The organism is Pseudomonas sp. R3-57, from assembly GCF_051132065.1.
GTDB lineage: Bacteria > Pseudomonadota > Gammaproteobacteria > Pseudomonadales > Pseudomonadaceae > Aquipseudomonas.
Map to the genome: position 1 here is coordinate 3728939 of NZ_CP071655.1, position 16786 is coordinate 3745724.

General features: G+C 61.4%; 16 protein-coding genes. 7 read left to right on the forward strand and 9 right to left on the reverse strand.

Translation table 11 applies throughout. The annotated features are described in order from the left end of the window. Positions 1-62 precede the first annotated feature (62 nt). Positions 63-551 (reverse strand): Bkd operon transcriptional regulator BkdR, encoded by a 489-nt coding sequence (bkdR, locus tag J3P93_RS16640; RefSeq protein WP_025111414.1) that lies wholly within the window; start codon positions 549-551, stop codon positions 63-65. Positions 552-736: 185 nt separating this feature from the next. On the opposite strand from bkdR, the gene J3P93_RS16645 reads away from it, so the two are divergent. From J3P93_RS16645 to J3P93_RS16665, 5 genes are all read left to right on the forward strand, one after another. Next, positions 737-1972: a 3-methyl-2-oxobutanoate dehydrogenase (2-methylpropanoyl-transferring) subunit alpha gene (locus tag J3P93_RS16645; protein WP_434589724.1), complete on the forward strand. Its 1236-nt coding sequence runs from the start codon at positions 737-739 to the stop codon at positions 1970-1972. Between the two features lies 1 nt (position 1973). Beyond that, positions 1974-3032, forward strand: a complete 1059-nt coding sequence (locus J3P93_RS16650; RefSeq protein ID WP_434589727.1) for an alpha-ketoacid dehydrogenase subunit beta — start codon at positions 1974-1976, stop codon at positions 3030-3032. After that, a complete protein-coding gene (locus J3P93_RS16655) occupies positions 3033-4301 on the forward strand; it encodes a dihydrolipoamide acetyltransferase family protein (protein WP_434589729.1) in 1269 nt (422 codons plus the stop codon). Between the two features lie 7 nt (positions 4302-4308). Beyond that, a complete protein-coding gene (lpdA, locus tag J3P93_RS16660; protein ID WP_434589732.1) occupies positions 4309-5682 on the forward strand; it encodes a dihydrolipoyl dehydrogenase in 1374 nt (457 codons plus the stop codon). 276 nt (positions 5683-5958) lie between these two features. Further along, positions 5959-6978, forward strand: coding sequence for a branched-chain amino acid aminotransferase (locus J3P93_RS16665; RefSeq protein WP_434589735.1), 1020 nt, complete (start codon positions 5959-5961; stop codon positions 6976-6978). 182 nt (positions 6979-7160) lie between these two features. Here the strand turns inward: J3P93_RS16665 and J3P93_RS16670 are convergent, their stop codons facing one another. The 4 genes from J3P93_RS16670 to J3P93_RS16685 form a co-directional block, all read right to left on the reverse strand. Further along, entirely contained in the window at positions 7161-8063 is a 903-nt protein-coding gene (locus J3P93_RS16670) for a TIGR03915 family putative DNA repair protein (RefSeq protein WP_434589738.1), read from the reverse strand. Further along, positions 8060-9280 (reverse strand): putative DNA modification/repair radical SAM protein, encoded by a 1221-nt coding sequence (locus J3P93_RS16675; RefSeq protein ID WP_434589740.1) that lies wholly within the window; start codon positions 9278-9280, stop codon positions 8060-8062. Before J3P93_RS16675 ends, J3P93_RS16670 begins: the two co-directional genes overlap by 4 nt. A 256-nt stretch (positions 9281-9536) precedes the next feature. Then, positions 9537-10856 carry an Nramp family divalent metal transporter gene (locus tag J3P93_RS16680; RefSeq protein ID WP_434589743.1) on the reverse strand — a complete coding sequence of 440 codons (1320 nt, stop codon included), beginning with the start codon at positions 10854-10856 and terminating at the stop codon, positions 9537-9539. Positions 10857-10919: 63 nt separating this feature from the next. Further along, positions 10920-11459, reverse strand: a complete 540-nt coding sequence (locus tag J3P93_RS16685; protein WP_434589746.1) for a chalcone isomerase family protein — start codon at positions 11457-11459, stop codon at positions 10920-10922. 146 nt (positions 11460-11605) lie between these two features. On the opposite strand from J3P93_RS16685, the gene J3P93_RS16690 reads away from it, so the two are divergent. Continuing rightward, complete coding sequence (locus tag J3P93_RS16690) at positions 11606-12379, forward strand: hypothetical protein (RefSeq protein ID WP_434598412.1); 774 nt, start codon at positions 11606-11608, stop codon at positions 12377-12379. 84 nt (positions 12380-12463) lie between these two features. Continuing rightward, positions 12464-13021, forward strand: coding sequence for a hypothetical protein (locus J3P93_RS16695; protein ID WP_434589749.1), 558 nt, complete (start codon positions 12464-12466; stop codon positions 13019-13021). On the opposite strand, the gene J3P93_RS16700 is transcribed toward J3P93_RS16695, so the two are convergent. From J3P93_RS16700 to J3P93_RS16715, 4 genes are all read right to left on the reverse strand, one after another. After that, positions 13011-13727: an alpha/beta hydrolase gene (locus tag J3P93_RS16700; protein WP_434589751.1), complete on the reverse strand. Its 717-nt coding sequence runs from the start codon at positions 13725-13727 to the stop codon at positions 13011-13013. The two genes, J3P93_RS16695 and J3P93_RS16700, sit on opposite strands and share 11 nt — an antisense overlap. 194 nt (positions 13728-13921) lie before the next feature. Further along, entirely contained in the window at positions 13922-15034 is a 1113-nt protein-coding gene (locus J3P93_RS16705; RefSeq protein ID WP_434589754.1) for a succinylglutamate desuccinylase/aspartoacylase family protein, read from the reverse strand. 203 nt (positions 15035-15237) lie between these two features. Continuing rightward, complete coding sequence (locus tag J3P93_RS16710) at positions 15238-16017, reverse strand: ABC transporter substrate-binding protein (RefSeq protein WP_434589757.1); 780 nt, start codon at positions 16015-16017, stop codon at positions 15238-15240. Between the two features lie 243 nt (positions 16018-16260). Continuing rightward, positions 16261-16689: a rhodanese-like domain-containing protein gene (locus J3P93_RS16715; RefSeq protein WP_434589759.1), complete on the reverse strand. Its 429-nt coding sequence runs from the start codon at positions 16687-16689 to the stop codon at positions 16261-16263. Between the last annotated feature and the right edge of the window lie 97 nt (positions 16690-16786).

A 16786-nucleotide genomic window follows, 5' to 3' on the forward strand; every position in this document is an offset into this window, starting at 1 on the left:
TCGGCGGGTCGGGTCGGGTCGGGTGGATCAGGTCAGGTCAGGTCAGGTCAGGTCAGGTCAGGTCAGGCGCCGAGGGTCAGGCCGTTGGCAGGCAACGGCAACGCCGTCTTATAGCGCACCTGCTTCAGCGCAAAACTTGAGCGGATATTCGCCACCCCCGGCACCTTGGTCAGAAAATCCATCATGAAGCGCTCCAGCGACTGGATCGTCGGCACCAGCACCCGGATCAGGTAGTCCGGGTCGCCGGCCATCAGGTAGCACTCCATCACTTCGGGGCGATCAGAGATCGCCTCTTCGAAATGCTGCAGCGCCTCCTCCACCTGCTTCTCCAGGCTGACGTGAATGAACACGTTCACGTGCAGCCCCAGCAGGTCGGCATCCAGCAGCGTCACCTGCTCGCGAATCAGCCCCAGTTCCTCCATGGCCTTGACCCGGTTGAAGCACGGCGTCGGCGATAGATTCACCGAGCGGGCTAGGTCGGCGTTGGTGATGCGCGCGTTCTCCTGAAGGCTGTTGAGAATGCCGATGTCGGTACGGTCCAGTTTGCGCATGAGACAAAACCACCTGTTTTTTATGTTTATGCAGAATTTCTATCTGCAAATCATCTTCAGCGCAATGAAACACAGATAAATATTCTTCTTGGCCGCGCCTATGATTGTTGTAGGACAAGATTTCTTCTACCCAGGAATGACTGCCAGCTCACTACAAGAAATTCACAAGATCGAGCGTAGAAGCCATGACCCAAGCGTATGAACCGCTGCGTCTGCACGTCCCTGAACCCTCGGGCCGCCCAGGCTGCAAAACCGATTTCTCCTACCTGCATCTGACCGACGCAGGCACGGTGCGCAAACCTCCCATCGACGTAGAACCTGCCGACACCGCCGACCTGGCGCGTTGCCTGATTCGCGTGCTCGACGACCAGGGCAACGCCCTCGGTCCGTGGGCCGAAAACGTGCCGGTCGAGATCCTGCGCAAAGGCATGCGCGCGATGCTCAAGACGCGTATCTACGACAACCGCATGGTGGTCGCCCAGCGCCAGAAAAAGATGTCGTTCTACATGCAGAGCCTCGGTGAAGAAGCCATCGGCAGCGCTCAGGCGCTGGCGCTGAACATCGATGACATGTGCTTCCCGACCTATCGCCAGCAAAGCATTCTGATGGCCCGCGACGTGCCGCTGGTCGACCTGATCTGCCAACTGCTGTCCAACGAGCGCGATCCGCTCAAGGGTCGCCAGTTGCCAATCATGTACTCGGTCAAGGATGCCGGTTTCTTTACCATCTCAGGCAACCTCGCCACCCAGTTCATTCAGGGCGTGGGCTGGGGCATGGCCTCGGCGATCAAGGGCGACACCAAAATCGCCTCGGCATGGATCGGTGACGGCGCTACCGCCGAATCGGACTTCCACACTGCCCTCACCTTCGCTCACGTCTACCGCGCGCCGGTGATCCTCAACGTGGTCAACAACCAGTGGGCAATTTCGACCTTTCAGGCAATCGCCGGTGGTGAAGCGACCACCTTCGCCGGACGCGGCGTCGGTTGCGGCATCGCCTCGCTGCGGGTCGATGGCAACGACTTCTACGCGGTCTACGCCGCTTCTGCCTGGGCCGCTGAACGTGCCCGACGCAACCTCGGCCCAACGATGATCGAATGGGTCACCTACCGCGCCGGCCCGCATTCGACGTCGGACGATCCATCCAAATACCGCCCGGCCGATGACTGGAGCCACTTCCCGCTCGGCGATCCGATTGCGCGTCTGAAGCAGCACCTGATCAAGGTCGGTCACTGGTCGGACGAAGAGCACGCCGCCGTCAGCGCCGAACTCGAAGCCGAAGTGATTGCTGCGCAGAAACAGGCCGAACAGTACGGCACCCTCGCCGGCGGCCAGATCCCAAGCGCCGCGACCATGTTCGAAGACGTCTACAAAGAGATGCCGGAGCACTTGAAGCGCCAGCGTCAGCAGCTGGGGATCTGAGATGAACGATCACAATAACAATATTCAGCTGGAAACCGCCATGACCACGACCACCATGACCATGATCCAGGCCCTGCGCTCGGCCATGGATGTGATGCTTGAGCGTGATGACAACGTCGTTGTGTTCGGTCAGGACGTCGGCTACTTCGGCGGCGTGTTCCGCTGCACCGAAGGCCTGCAGAGCAAATACGGCACCTCGCGGGTGTTCGACGCACCGATCTCGGAAAGCGGCATTGTCGGTGTGGCGGTGGGCATGGGTGCTTACGGTCTGCGTCCGGTCGCTGAAATCCAGTTCGCCGACTACGTCTACCCGGCCTCCGACCAGATCATTTCCGAAGCAGCGCGCCTGCGTTATCGCTCGGCCGGTGAGTTCACCGCGCCGATGACCCTGCGCATGCCGTGCGGCGGCGGCATCTATGGCGGCCAGACTCACAGCCAGAGCATCGAGGCGATGTTCACTCAGGTCTGCGGCCTGCGCACGGTGATGCCGTCCAACCCGTACGACGCCAAAGGCCTGCTGATCGCCTCCATCGAAAACGATGACCCGGTGATCTTCCTCGAGCCGAAACGCCTGTACAACGGCCCGTTCGACGGCCACCACGACCGTCCGGTAACGCCTTGGTCGAAACACCCGCAAGCGCAGGTGCCGGACGGTTACTACACCGTGCCGCTGGACGTCGCCGCGATCACCCGTCCGGGCAAGGACGTGACCGTGCTGACTTACGGCACCACCGTCTACGTGTCGCAAGTGGCGGCCGAAGAAAGCGGTGTCGATGCCGAAGTCATCGACCTGCGCAGCCTGTGGCCGCTGGACCTGGACACCATCGTCAAATCGGTGAAGAAAACCGGCCGTTGCGTGGTAGTTCACGAAGCCACCCGCACCTGCGGTTTCGGCGCCGAACTGGTGGCGCTGGTGCAAGAGCATTGCTTCCATCACCTGGAAGCGCCGATCGAACGCGTCACCGGTTGGGACACCCCCTACCCGCACGCGCAGGAATGGGCGTATTTCCCAGGGCCGTCCCGAGTGGGCGCGGCGTTGAAACGGGTCATGGAGGTCTGAATGGGCACGCACGTTATCAAGATGCCGGACATTGGCGAAGGCATCGCAGAGGTGGAACTGTCGCAATGGCACGTCAAGGTCGGCGATCTGGTGGTTGAAGATCAGGTGCTGGCGGACGTGATGACCGACAAGGCGATGGTCGATATTCCGTCGCCGGTGCATGGCAAGGTGATTGCCCTTGGCGGTCAGCCGGGGGAAGTGATGGCGGTCGGTAGCGTACTGATCAGCATCGAAGTGGAAGGCGCCGGCAACCTCAAGGAATCATCCGCGCCAGCCCCGGTAAAAGAAGCACTTGCGCCAGCAAAAGCCGAACCCGTGGCGGAAAGCAAACATACCGCCGCCCCACGTCCTGCGGCGGTATGCCAGGGCCCGATGGTTGCCCGCGAGGCCGATGAGCGTCCGCTGGCCTCACCGGCGGTGCGCAAACATGCGCTGGATCTGGGCATTCAATTGCGTCTGGTGCGCGGCAGCGGCCCGGCCGGTCGCGTGCTGCACGAAGACCTCGAAGCCTATCTCGCGCAAGGTCAGGCGAATGCCTCGGCGCCAGTCGCTGCGGCCTACGCCCAGCGCAACGATGAAGAGCAGATTCAAGTGATCGGCATGCGCCGCAAGATCGCCCAGCGCATGCAGGACGCCACTCAACGTGCCGCGCATTTCAGTTACGTCGAGGAAATCGATGTCACCGCCATCGAAGAACTGCGTGCACATCTGAACGAAAAGCATGGCGCCAGCCGTGGCAAGTTGACCTTGTTGCCATTCCTCGTTCGTGCGCTGGTCGTGGCCCTGCGCGACTTTCCGCAGATGAACGCCCGTTACGATGACGAAGCGCAAGTCATCACCCGCCTCGGCGCGGTGCATGTCGGCGTCGCCACGCAAAGCGATGTCGGCCTGATGGTCCCGGTGGTGCGTCACGCCGAAGCGCGCAGCCTGTGGGACAGCGCCGCAGAGATCTCGCGCCTGGCCAACGCTGCGCGCAATGGCAAGGCCAGCCGCGATGAATTGTCCGGTTCGACAATCACCCTGACCAGCCTCGGTGCGCTGGGCGGCATCGTCAGTACGCCGGTACTGAACCTGCCGGAAGTGGCGATCGTCGGCGTGAACAAAATCGTCGAACGGCCTATGGTCGTCAAAGGCCAGGTGGTCATTCGCAAGATGATGAACCTCTCCAGCTCGTTCGATCACCGCGTGGTCGACGGCATGGACGCGGCGCTCTTCATCCAGGCCATTCGCGGCCTGATCGAACAACCTGCCACTTTGTTTGTGGAGTAAGGCGCCCATGCAATCTTTGAACACTACGCTGCTGATCATTGGCGGCGGCCCCGGCGGTTACGTCACCGCGATTCGCGCCGGGCAACTGGGCATTCCAACGATTCTGGTCGAAGGTCAGGCACTGGGTGGCACCTGCCTGAATATCGGCTGCATTCCGTCGAAAGCGCTGATTCACGTCGCCGAACAGTTTCACCAGACGCAACATCACAGTCAGCATTCGGCGCTGGGCATCAGCGTTTCCGCGCCGATCCTCGACATCAGCAAGAGCGTCGAGTGGAAGGACGGCATCGTCGATCGCCTGACCACCGGCGTTGCCGCGCTGTTGAAGAAGCACAAGGTTCAGGTGGTCAACGGCTGGGCGAAAATCATCGATGGCAAAACCGTTGAGGTGGGCGACACGCGCATCCACTGTGAACATCTGGTGCTGGCCACCGGATCGACCAGCGTCAACCTGCCGATCCTGCCGATTGGCGGGCCGATCATCTCCTCCACCGAAGCGCTCACGCCGAAGTCGGTGCCCAAACGCTTGATCGTGGTCGGCGGCGGTTACATCGGCCTGGAACTGGGCATCGCTTATCGCAAGCTCGGCGCCGAGGTCAGCGTGGTCGAGGCGCAGGATCGCATCCTGCCCGCCTACGACGCGGAACTGACGCAACCGGTGCACGAGGCGCTGAAGCAACTAGGAGTGAAGCTGTACCTCAAGCACAGCGTTTCGGGTTTCGACGGCACCTTGCAGGTGCGCGATCCAGACGGCGAGACCCTGAACCTGGAAACCGATCAGGTGCTGGTCGCCGTGGGTCGCAAGCCGAATACCCAGGGCTTCAACCTCGAAACGTTGAATCTGGAAATGAACGGCGCGGCGATCAAAATCGACAACCGTTGCCAGACCAGCATGCGCAACGTCTACGCCATTGGCGATCTTAGCGGCGAGCCGATGCTGGCGCACCGTGCCATGGCGCAGGGTGAAATGGTTGCCGAGCTGATCAGCGGCAAAACCCGCGAATTCAACCCGACCGCCATCGCCGCCGTGTGCTTCACCGACCCGGAACTGGTGGTGGTCGGCAAAACTCCGGACGAAGCCAAGGCCGCCGGGCTCGACTGCATCGTTTCCAGCTTCCCGTTCGCCGCCAACGGCCGGGCGATGACCCTGGAATCAAAAAGCGGTTTCGTCCGCGTGGTCGCCCGTCGCGACAATCATCTGATTGTCGGCTGGCAAGCGGTGGGCGTTGGCGTGTCCGAGTTATCGACAGCGTTTGCGCAAAGCCTGGAAATGGGCGCACGGCTGGAAGACATCGGCGGCACCATCCATGCGCATCCGACGCTGGGTGAAGCGGTGCAGGAAGCGGCGTTGCGTGCATTGGGGCATGCGCTGCATCTGTAGACAGTGGCGGCCCCTTCGCGAGCAGGCTCGCTCCCACTGATCGTTCCCACGCTCCGCGTGGGAATGCAGCCGGGGACGCTCTGCGTCCCGACAGCCGAACGCGGAGCGTCCGATAAGGCATTCCCACGCAGAGCGTGGGAACGATCAGGCGTGGGAACGATCAGCGGAGCGAATTCCGGCTGCGAAACCGCTCAAGAATGAAGTATTGTTGTGCCCATCCAAAAAACGTCAGAAGCCTTGAACCGTTTCGGCGGTTGTTCAGTGATAGAGGGTGTCATGGGTAACGAGAGCATCAATTGGGACAAGCTGGGTTTTGATTACATCAAGACCGACAAACGCTATCTGTCGTACTTTCGCGATGGCGAGTGGGACAAAGGCACCCTGACCGAAGACAACGTGTTGCACATCAGCGAAGGCTCGACGGCTCTTCACTATGGCCAGCAATGCTTCGAAGGCATGAAGGCCTATCGTTGCAAGGACGGCTCGATCAACCTGTTCCGCCCGGACCAGAACGCCCTGCGCATGCAGCGCAGCTGCGCACGTCTGCTGATGCCGACCGTGGACACCGAGCAGTTCATCGAAGCCTGTAAAGCCGTGGTTCGCGCCAACGAGCGTTTCATCCCGCCTTACGGCACTGGCGGCGCGCTGTACCTGCGTCCGTTCGTGATCGGCGTCGGTGACAACATCGGCGTGCGTACTGCCCCCGAGTTCATCTTCTCGATCTTCTGCATCCCGGTCGGCGCCTACTTCAAGGGCGGCCTCACCCCGCACAACTTCCAGATCTCCAGCTACGACCGCGCCGCCCCACAAGGCACCGGCGCTGCCAAGGTCGGCGGCAACTACGCAGCCAGCCTGATGCCAGGCTCGAAAGCCAAGAAAGCCAACTTTGCTGACGCGATCTATCTGGACCCGATGACCCACACCAAAATCGAAGAAGTCGGCTCGGCCAACTTCTTCGGGATCACCCACGACAACAAGTTCATCACCCCGAACTCGCCGTCGGTACTGCCGGGCATCACCCGTCTGTCGCTGATCGAACTGGCGAAATCGCGTCTGGGCCTGGAAGTGGTCGAAGGCGATGTGCTGATCGACAAACTGGCGGACTTCAAGGAAGCCGGCGCTTGCGGCACCGCTGCCGTGATCACCCCGATTGGCGGCATCAGTTACAACGACCATCTGCATGTGTTCCACAGTGAAACCGAAGTCGGCCCGGTGACGCAGCAGCTCTACAAAGAGCTGACCGGCGTGCAGACCGGCGACATCGAAGCGCCAGCGGGCTGGATCGTCAAGGTTTGATTTGACGGTTCTGGCTAAAGAAAAGCCCTCCACCAAGTGATTGGTGGGGGGCTTTTTTTATGGTCAGCTAGTTGTGTGTTCGGCTTGGAAATTTCTGTGAATTCACCCCTCACCCCAGCCCTCTCCCCAAGGAGAGGGAGCTGATCTGTGTGGTTTTCTGAACCTGAGTTCGACTCGAGTTCTCAGGTCGATGTAGTACGGGCGGGCTCCTCGGTCGGCTCCCTCTCCCTCCGGGAAAAGGCTGGGGTGAGGGCTTGCTGCTGGCTTTTTAGCGTAATCCGCTTACCCGACCGCGCCGCAATCCCACTCGCCTGCCCATCCCCCTGCTTGCCCATCCGCGCCTGCGTAATCAGCCCCGGAATCAACTCCCCCTCCGGCAAATTCTTCCAGAACCGCACCGGCAAATGCCCTTGCATGACCTTCGGGTTCAACCGCGCCGGGTTGAAGATGTGGCTGTAATAGGTCAGCCACAGATCACCATGGGGATCGTCAACGTTCTGCGCCAGTTGCTGCCATTCCACCGGGCATTGGTGCTGATGGATCAGTTGCTCGCCATCGTAATAGACCCCGTCCCGCGGCGTGGCGATCAGCCAGCGATGGCGGCCCATGCGTCCGATGAAGTGGGTGCTGGCACTGTGCAGAATGTCGTGAGCCGGTTCATGCCACGCCACGTATTCGGGGCCGGCGCTGTCTTTCGGCCGTTCGATGAAGCGCACGAACGCATGCAGGTGATGGGCTTCACGACTCACCTGTTTGATCCGCCGCTGCAACTCGCTACCGAGTTTGTCGCCGGCCATCATCGCGGTCCGGTCGCCGTGGCTGACGCGCCATAACACTTCGTAGAGCAAACTCCAGCGCTGATCACCGCGATAGCGCGAGGCTTGTTCCAGGGTTTCGAGCAACGCGCGGGGAATACGCGCCTGAAATGGCCCCTGCCCTTCAGGCACCGGGTCGTCACTGGCAAACAGATCGCCCACGCCTTGCGAGGCCCAGCTCACCAGACTCGGATCGACTTCATGGCTGAGCAGCCAGCGCGCCTGCTGGCGCCAGTTATCGAACAGGTCGTCGCAATCGAGATTGATCATCCCCATAGCCCCATCTGCTGTGGCTGCGGCCGGTCGCGCAGCTGTTGATAGAGCATGTGGCTGGTGACTTCGGCCTGCTGCGGATGGTAATCGCTGGTGATGATGAACGGCTTGGCCTTGGCCAGCACGCAACGCATGCGCGCGACGTCTTCGTAGCGGATGCGTCGCTGTCGGCGCAGTTCGACCAAGCGTTCGGTAGTGCGCAGGCCGATGCCGGGAATGCGTGCGATCAACGAGGCCTCGGCACGATTCAGATCCAGCGGAAACACTTCGCGATTCTGCAGCGCCCAGGCCAGTTTCGGGTCAATGTCGAGCGCCAGATTGCCCGGCCCCTTGAGCAGTTCGTCAGCGCTGTAGCCATAACTGCGCAACAGGAAATCAGCCTGATACAAACGATGCTCGCGCATCAGCGGTGGCGCGGCCAGTGGCACGCTCTTCGGGCTGTCGGGGATGGGGCTGAACGCCGAGTAATAAACCCGGCGCAGACGGAAGTTGCCGTACAAGGATTGAGCGCTGTGGAGGATGGTGCTGTCGTCGGTGTCATCGGCGCCGACAATCAACTGCGTGCTTTGCCCGGCCGGGGCGAATTTCGGCGCGCGTGGCTCGTTGAGCACGGTCTGCACGCCGGTGTAGATGGTGTTCATCGCCTGCTTGATCGAACCGATGTCCTTTTCCGGCGCCAGGGTTTGCAGGCTGGCATCGGTCGGCAGTTCGATGTTGACGCTCAGGCGATCGGCGTAACGCCCGGCCTCCTCGATCAGCGCCGGATCGGCCTCAGGAATGGTCTTGAGATGAATGTAACCGCGAAACTCATGTTCCTCGCGCAACAGCTTCGCCACCCGCACCAGTTGCTCCATGGTGTAGTCCGCCGAGCGAATGATGCCGGAGCTGAGAAACAGCCCGCTGACACAGTTGCGCCGATAGAAATCCATGGTCAGCGCCACGACTTCCTCGGGGGTGAAACGCGCGCGCGGCACATCGCTGGAGCGGCGGTTGACGCAGTATTGGCAATCGTAAAGACAGAAATTGGTCAGCAGGATCTTCAGCAGCGACACGCAACGCCCATCCGGCGTGTAGCTGTGGCAGATGCCCATGCCATCGGTCGAGCCCAACCCGCTCTTGCCCTCGGAGCTGCGCTTGGGCGCACCACTGCTCGCGCACGACGCGTCGTACTTGGCGGCGTCGGCGAGAATGCTCAGCTTGTCGATGATTTGCATGGGCGCGGGCTCTTTACTGTGTGCATATACAGTATAGGCTCGACCGCTTTGACACAAGGTGACGGATAACCCCCTCGTCGGAAGGTGTGTTGTCTGAACTGACCCCTTCGCGAGCAGGCTCGCTCCTACACTTGAAATGCGCTCCGCCGTTTCTGATCGTTCCCACGCTCCGCGTGGGAATGCAGCCACGGACGCTCCGCGTCCGCTGTGACGCAGAGCGTCACGGGAGGCGTTACCACGCCGAGCGTGGGAACGATCAGATCACCCACTGCGAAATCAGCCAGCCATTCGCCCCGCTGATCACCACGAACAACCCCCACGCCAACACCCGCGTCGGCCAGCGATTCACAAACGGCCCCATAAGTTGCTTGTCATTGGTCATGCGAATCAGCGGATAAAGAGCAAACGGCAATTGCAGGCTCAACACCACCTGACTCAGTACCAGCAACTTGCCGATTGCGTTATCGCCCAGCAGCCACACGCCGATGAACGCCGGGATCAGCGCCAGCCCGCGGGTGATCAACCGCCGCTGCCAGCACGGGATGCGCAGGTTCAGATAGCCTTCCATGATCACCTGCCCGGCGATGGTGCCGGTGAAGGTCGAACTCTGCCCCGAGGCGAGCAGCGCCACGCCGAACAACACGCTGGCCAGCGCGCCGCCCACCAGCGGATCGAGCAAGTGATAAGCGTCCTGGATGTCCACCACCTCGGTATGCCCGGACTGGTGAAACGCGGCCGCTGCGAGGATCAGGATCGCCGCGTTGACGAGCAGTGCCAGCGCCAGTGAGCCGATAGTGTCGATGCGCGCCAGTTTCACTGCGTCCTGCTTGCTCGCCAAGTCCCTGCCGATCATCCGCGTCTGCACGATCGAGGTGTGCAGATAAAGGTTATGCGGCATCACCGTTGCGCCAAGAATTCCGATGGCCAGATACAGCGGTGCGGCATCGCCGATTGCGGCCAGCGAGGGTTTGAAGCCTTGGGCGACGTCCGGCCAGTAGGGTTTGATCAACAGCAATTCGACGAAAAAACACACGCCGATGGTCGCGACCAGCACCAGCATGATCGCTTCCAGCCGTCGGAAACCGCGATTTTGCAGGGCCAGCACCAGCAGCGTGTCGAACGCGGTCAGCGCGATGCCGAAGGTCAGCGAGCAACCCAGCAACAAGTGAAACGCCAGCGCGCAACCGAGCACTTCGGCAAGGTCGGTGGCGATGATCGAGATTTCCGCCAACACCCACTGCAAACGCGCGGTCGGCGTGCTGTAGCGCTGGCGCGACAGTTGCGCCAGATCACGCCCGGTGGCGATGCCCAGCCGCGAACACAGGCACTGCACGACCATTCCCGCCAGACTGGCCAGCAACACCACAAACAACAGGCTGTAACCAAACCGCGAACCGGCCTCGATCGCCGTCGCCCAGTTGCCGGGGTCCATGTAGCCGATCGACACCAGCAAACCGGGGCCGGCGAAACGCAGTACACGCTTGAAGAACGAGGCAGAAGGATCGACCGCAACACTGCCGGCCACTTCCGGCGGGCAAAACGGCGCGGTGGCGATTTTGGGCAAGCTGAATTTCACGCACACATCCAGAAACAAGTCGAAAGGACGCAGCTTAGACGTTTCGCCCGGTGCGGTGGAAGGTCAAGGTTGGCGGGTGCCCAATAATTGCTCGCGCAACGTCGGATTGCGCGTGCGCGGGTCGAGCCAGATGTCGAAAAATGCGCGGGCGAACTGCGGATCGTCGATTTCGTGCTGCAAACGCTGGCCGACAAAAAACCGCGCACCCTGCCCTGGCAGATACACCCCGGTAATGCGTGTGCCGGATTGCACGTCGACGAACGATTTCTCCATCTGCGCCTGCCAACCGGCCAGTTGCGCTGGGCTCACGCGATTACCGGACAGGCGTTTGATCTCGTCGACACTGGCCTGCACCAGGTCATCGCGGGAAATCTTGCGGCGGTAGATCAGCTCCAGCGCAAACGGCTGATCGTTCGCCAGCGGGCGCGCGGCACTCCACAGCCGTGCATCGTAAACGTCGAAACCAAACACGCTGAATTCGCCGCTGCCAATGATCTGCGCCCCCGGCACCGCGTCCTGCCAATTGGCCCAGGTCGGCGTCAGCAGCAGCGCCCACAGGCCGATGCCGCAACAGCCGCGAAGCATTCTTGAGGATTTGTTCATCGCGCATCGTTTCCAGGCAGTCCTGATAGTCAGAGCATAGCTGTAATTGCTTTCGAGTTTTTGTATACAAAAATTGCAAACATAGGCAGCAATCGCTTTGCCACGATGCTAACGTGGCCTCCCTGCATCTCGATGGAGACACCTGCGTGCTGATCCTCAAACTGCTGCTGATTCCGGCCTTCCTCTTGCTCATTTCGTTGGCGGGCAAACGCTGGGGGCCGAGCGTGGCCGGATGGCTGTCGGGGTTGCCGGTGGTGGTCGGGCCGATTCTGTTTTTCCTCGCCATCGAACAGGGGCCGGAGTTTGCCGCGCAATCGGCGGTCGCAGCGCTATCGGCAATGTTTGCGATGATTGCTTTCTGCATCACTTACGCGCAGGTGGCGCAACGGGCGAACTGGCCGTGGGCACTCGCGGCCTCGCTGGCCGTCTGGAGCGTACTGGCGCTGCTCCTGTCGCTGGTGCCGCCGTCGTTGCCGTTTTCATTGGCAGCAGCGGCGATTGCGTTGCTGGCCTCGCCTTATCTGTTTCCGCTGGTGCAACCGGTGCTGAACGGTCCGGCGCCGAAGTCCGACCGACTGATCTGGCGCATGCTGGCCGGCGCCGCGCTGACCTTGGCAGTGACGATGCTGGCCAGCACCGTCGGCGAGCGCTGGAGCGGTTTGCTCGCGGTGTTCCCGGTACTCGGCAGCGTCATGGCGGTGTTCTCGCAGCAGACCCGCGGCCCGGCCTTCACCGCCGCGCTGTTGCGGGCGACGGCGACCGGCATGTATTCATTCTCGGCGTTCTGCCTGGTGTCGGCGCTGACCTTGCCGAGCCTCGGCCTGAACGGTTTCATCGTCGGTGTGGCGGTGTCGGTGGCCATGCTCGGGGTGACCAGAAAGCTGCTGGCCCGGCCAGTGGCCAGCGCGCCGGCGCAGTAACCACTCGGGCGAAACGTGCTGGAACGTGCGCCCCGCTCCGTGGGATCATCGCCCGCCTCGCGCGACCATCCCACGGAGATTTACATGTCATTGTTGAGCAAAAAAGCCGCCGTCCTGCTGCTGTCGGCGGTTGCCGCTCTCGGCGCGTTCAACGCGCAAGCGGCCAAGGAAAAAGCCACCAGCGAAAAAGTCTCGCTGCTCGACGGCAAGTTCAGCTTTGTCCTGCCCAAGGGCTTCGTCGCCGACCCGCTGCCGCCAAGCCCGAGCGGCGCCAAGGGTACGATGTACACCAACCAGGCGACGAAAACCGTGGTCATCGCAGCGCAAAACCAGATTACACAAGGGCAGAACGTCAAGGACAACGATGGCCCGTTCCTCGACGGTGCGGTGTCCAGCTTCATTGAAGACCAGCGCAAAGCCCTGCCGGACTTTAACAAGCTCAGCGAAAAAAGCCTGACCCGCAAAGGCACCGGCCTCGGCTTGCGCCAGGTCGACAGCACCGCCACTCAGGGCGGCGGCCAGACCCTCAATACCACATTGATGGCTGGCTCCGGGACGAAGATGGCGCTGGTGCAGGTGATTTCCCGCGCCAGCGACAAAAAAGGTCACGACGCGCTGATCAAGACCCTCCTCAAGGATTGAGCTGCTGCAGCCAGCCGTTCAGGTCGCGCAATTCGGCGGCGGTGATGCTGTGGCCGATGCCGGGATAGGCGTGAAACTGCGGTTTGTAACCGAGCTTCTGTAGTTGCGCGTTGGCTTCGGTGCCGAGGCGGTAAGGCACCGGATCATCGGCGGTGCCGTGGCCGATGAAGATGTGTACCGGCAGCGGCGATTGATCGGCTTTCAACTGGCTTTTCAGCACCGGCAGCAAGCGTCCGCTCAACGCGGCAAACCCGCCGATCAACACCGGCGGCCGCAGCCCCACTTCGTAACTCATCATCGCGCCCTGGCTGAAGCCGATCAGGTACACCTTGTCAGCCGTCGCGTGATATTTGCGCGTGGCCTGGGCGATGAACTCGCGCAGTTTCTGGCCGCTGACCTTCAGATCATCGGTCTCGCCGTTGTAGGCGCCTTCGCCCTTTTTGCGAAACCATTGGTAACGTCCTTCACCGAGTGCCATCGGCGCCTGCACCGACAGGTAGTTGTACTGCGCCGGGAGCTGAAACTTCATACCGATCAGGTCGGCTTCGTTACTGCCGTAACCGTGCAGGAAAATCACCAGCGGCCGCGGCTCGGCGTCGGGGTGGACCTGTTCGAGGTACTTGAGCGGCAGATCCGATTGCAGCGTGGTTTGCGCGTGGACGGCGGTGGAGGCCAGCAGGGTCAGCAGAGCGAATATCTTCAACATTGCAGCGTTCCTTCACAGAGTGTCGGGTTCGGGGGGAGCCTAACACTCTGAAAGATAGCGGTGTTGCCGCTCACGCCATCGCTGGCAAGCCAGCTCCCACAGTGAGCGAGGGTGATTGCAAAAAATGTGTTCACCACAAAACCTGTGGGAGCTGGCTTGCCAGCGATGAGGCCATCAGCCCCAGCGAAAATCTGTCAGTCGTTGGTCAGCTTGCCAGTCCGAAACGGCACCCGCCCCGCCACTTTCGCCTGCCAGATCCCCGGTTCGGTATAGCGTCCGCGATCCAGCGCAAACAACACGCCGCTGGTGCCGGCACGCACGGTGCTGACGCGGTCCTGTAACGGGTCGACCACCTCGAACAAGGCATCGCCCTGCTCCACCCATTCGCCGGCACTGCGCAGAAAACTCACCACGCCATGGTGCGGGGCGAAGAGGTATTCGGTGCCTTCGAACGGCAGGCCTTCGCAGCATTCGCTCGGCGCCTCCGGCCATTCGCCGCTGATGAAACCCTGCTCGGCGAGAAAGCCAAGGATCGCCTCGCAATTGGCCTGGGCCTGCTCGACCCGGGTGTCGCCCATGCTGCCCAGCTCCAGCGTGGTCGCCAGATTCGCCGCTGGAATAGCAGCCTGCGGAAACGCCCGCGCCAGGCGCAACCACGGCGTCGAGCAGGATTCATCGAACGAACTGCCGCCGGAGTCTTCACACAACAACGCCACGCCGGCCTTCAGGCGCGCTGCCAGCGATTGCCATTGCGGCCAGTGCTGCGGCAGTGCGTAGAGGTGAATCGCCGCATCGAAGTCGCAATGCAGATCGAGGGTGATATCGGCGTCGCAAGCGTGGCGCAACAACAGCCGATGCAGCGCCTCCAGTTGCGAAGCCGGTGCCGGCAGCGCCTCGAATACCTGGCCCATGGCCTGACGGATCAGCGCGACGTTGGCCTCGGCATCCGTGCCCAATTGCTCGCCGATCAGCGCTGCAACCGGCGCGCTGAGTTCGACGAACGCGCGGTTGAAATTCTTGCCGCTGCCCAGCTCGAAACGGCCCATGTGCGCGCCTTGCACATGCTGATCGAGGCCGATCGGGTTGGCCACCGGTACCAGCTCGATCACGCCTTGCAAACGGCCTTGCTGTTCGAGTTGGTTAAGACGTTGCTTGAGCTCCCACGCCGTGCGCATGCCCGGCAATTCATCGGCGTGCAGGCTGGCCTGGATGTACACCTTGCGAGTGCCCGCGCCATAGCGAAACACGCTGAGAGAACGCTCACTGCCCAAGTGACTCCAGGGCAGGCTGTGGTCGATGCGTTGCATGGGGAAACTCCTGAAATATGAGCGCGACACAAATCCCCTGTAGGAGTGAGCCTGCTCGCGATAGCGGTCTGTCAGTCAATCAAGATGTCGAATGATAAACCGCTATCGCGAGCAGGCTCACTCCTACAGGTTCTTCGTCGCTAAGAAGAATGCATAAAAAAAGTGGCCACCGCGCAAACGGGGCCACTTTTTTCTACGGCGTATTAATGGCCGTACACGTCAAAGTCGAAGTACTTGTCCTGGACTTTCTTGTACTCGCCATTGGCGCGAATTTCGGTGATGGCTTTGTTGAATTGCTCGGCCAGCGCGGTATCGCCCTTGCGCACCGCGATGCCGGCGCCGCCGCCGAAGTACTTGGCGTCTTCGTAGGTCGGGCCGACGAATTCGAAGCCTTTGCCGGCGTCGGTTTTCAGGAAACCGTCGCTGAGGTTGACCGAGTCAGCCAGCATCGCATCCAGACGACCCGAAGTAATGTCGAGGTTGGCTTCCTGCTGCGAGCCGTAGCGCACCAGTTCGATCCCGGCCGGGACCAGCACTTCGGTGGCGTAGCGGTCGTGGGTGCTGGCACGCAGCACGCCGACTTTCTTGCCCTTGAGTTCGGTCAGCGGGTCTTTCACGCCCGAGCCTGCCTTCATCACGAAGCGCGCCGGGGTGTGGTAGTACTTGATGGTGAAATCGACGTTCTTCTTGCGGTCGTCGGTGATGGTCATCGACGACAGGATCGCGTCGATCTTCTTCACTTTCAGCGCCGGGATCAGGCCATCGAATTCCTGCTCGACCCAGGTGCATTTGACCTTCATCTGCGCGCACAGCGCATCACCGATGTCGACGTCGAAACCGGTGAGTTCGCCGTCAGGGGTTTTCATCGAGAATGGCGGGTAACCGGCTTCGATACCGATGCGGATCGGCTTGGCGTCGGCGGCCACGGCGGTCAGGGACAACATCGACAGTGCCAGGGCACCGAACATCACTAGCTTGTTCATTTATAACTCCTGTGTGCGGAGGCTTTTATTGGCAGCTTCAAGTCAGCGTTCGGTCAAGCCTTGGAACGGCAAAAACCGACGTGGCCGGCAGTCTATGGCGGCGCGCACAGGGCAAATTGTGTTTAAGCGACAAATACTTATGTAAGTTCGGCGCAGCGCTTGACCGGGGTCAAAGGCTGCGCCGTCGTGGTGCAAAGGCTGTAGGACAAGCGCCGTTTTTGCTCAAATTCTTCTATAAATCCCTCAGCATTCGCAGGCGGTCGGTGCCTTGGCCAGTTGCGCCACGCTCAGCGCAAACCCTTCATCGAGCCAACCGGTGACACCGCCGATCATCTCCTTGACCGGATAGCCGAGCGCCGCCAGTTTCACCGCGGCCTTGTTCGCGCCGTTGCAATGCGGGCCGGCGCAATAGACCACGAACAACGTGCTTTTCGGATAACTCGCCAGCTCGGTCGCGGTGAGCAAGCGCGTCGGGATATTGACCGCGCCAGGGACGTGTCCGCGCTCAAAGGCCAGCGGCCCGCGTACGTCGACCAGGACAAAGTCGACGTCGCCGGCCTCGTAGCTGCTGAATACGTCGGAACAATCGGTTTCGAAGGTCAGGCGATTGCTGAAGTGCATCAGGGCAATTGCCGAGGGGGCGGCAGGAATGTCGCGAACCAGGCTGGTCATGGGTGTGGCTCCTTGCTTCTGTTCTGGGGTGAACAGACTTTATCGCCGCCCCGCTTGCGGCTACAGTGGCGGACAAGACACCTACCGGGAATTTTCC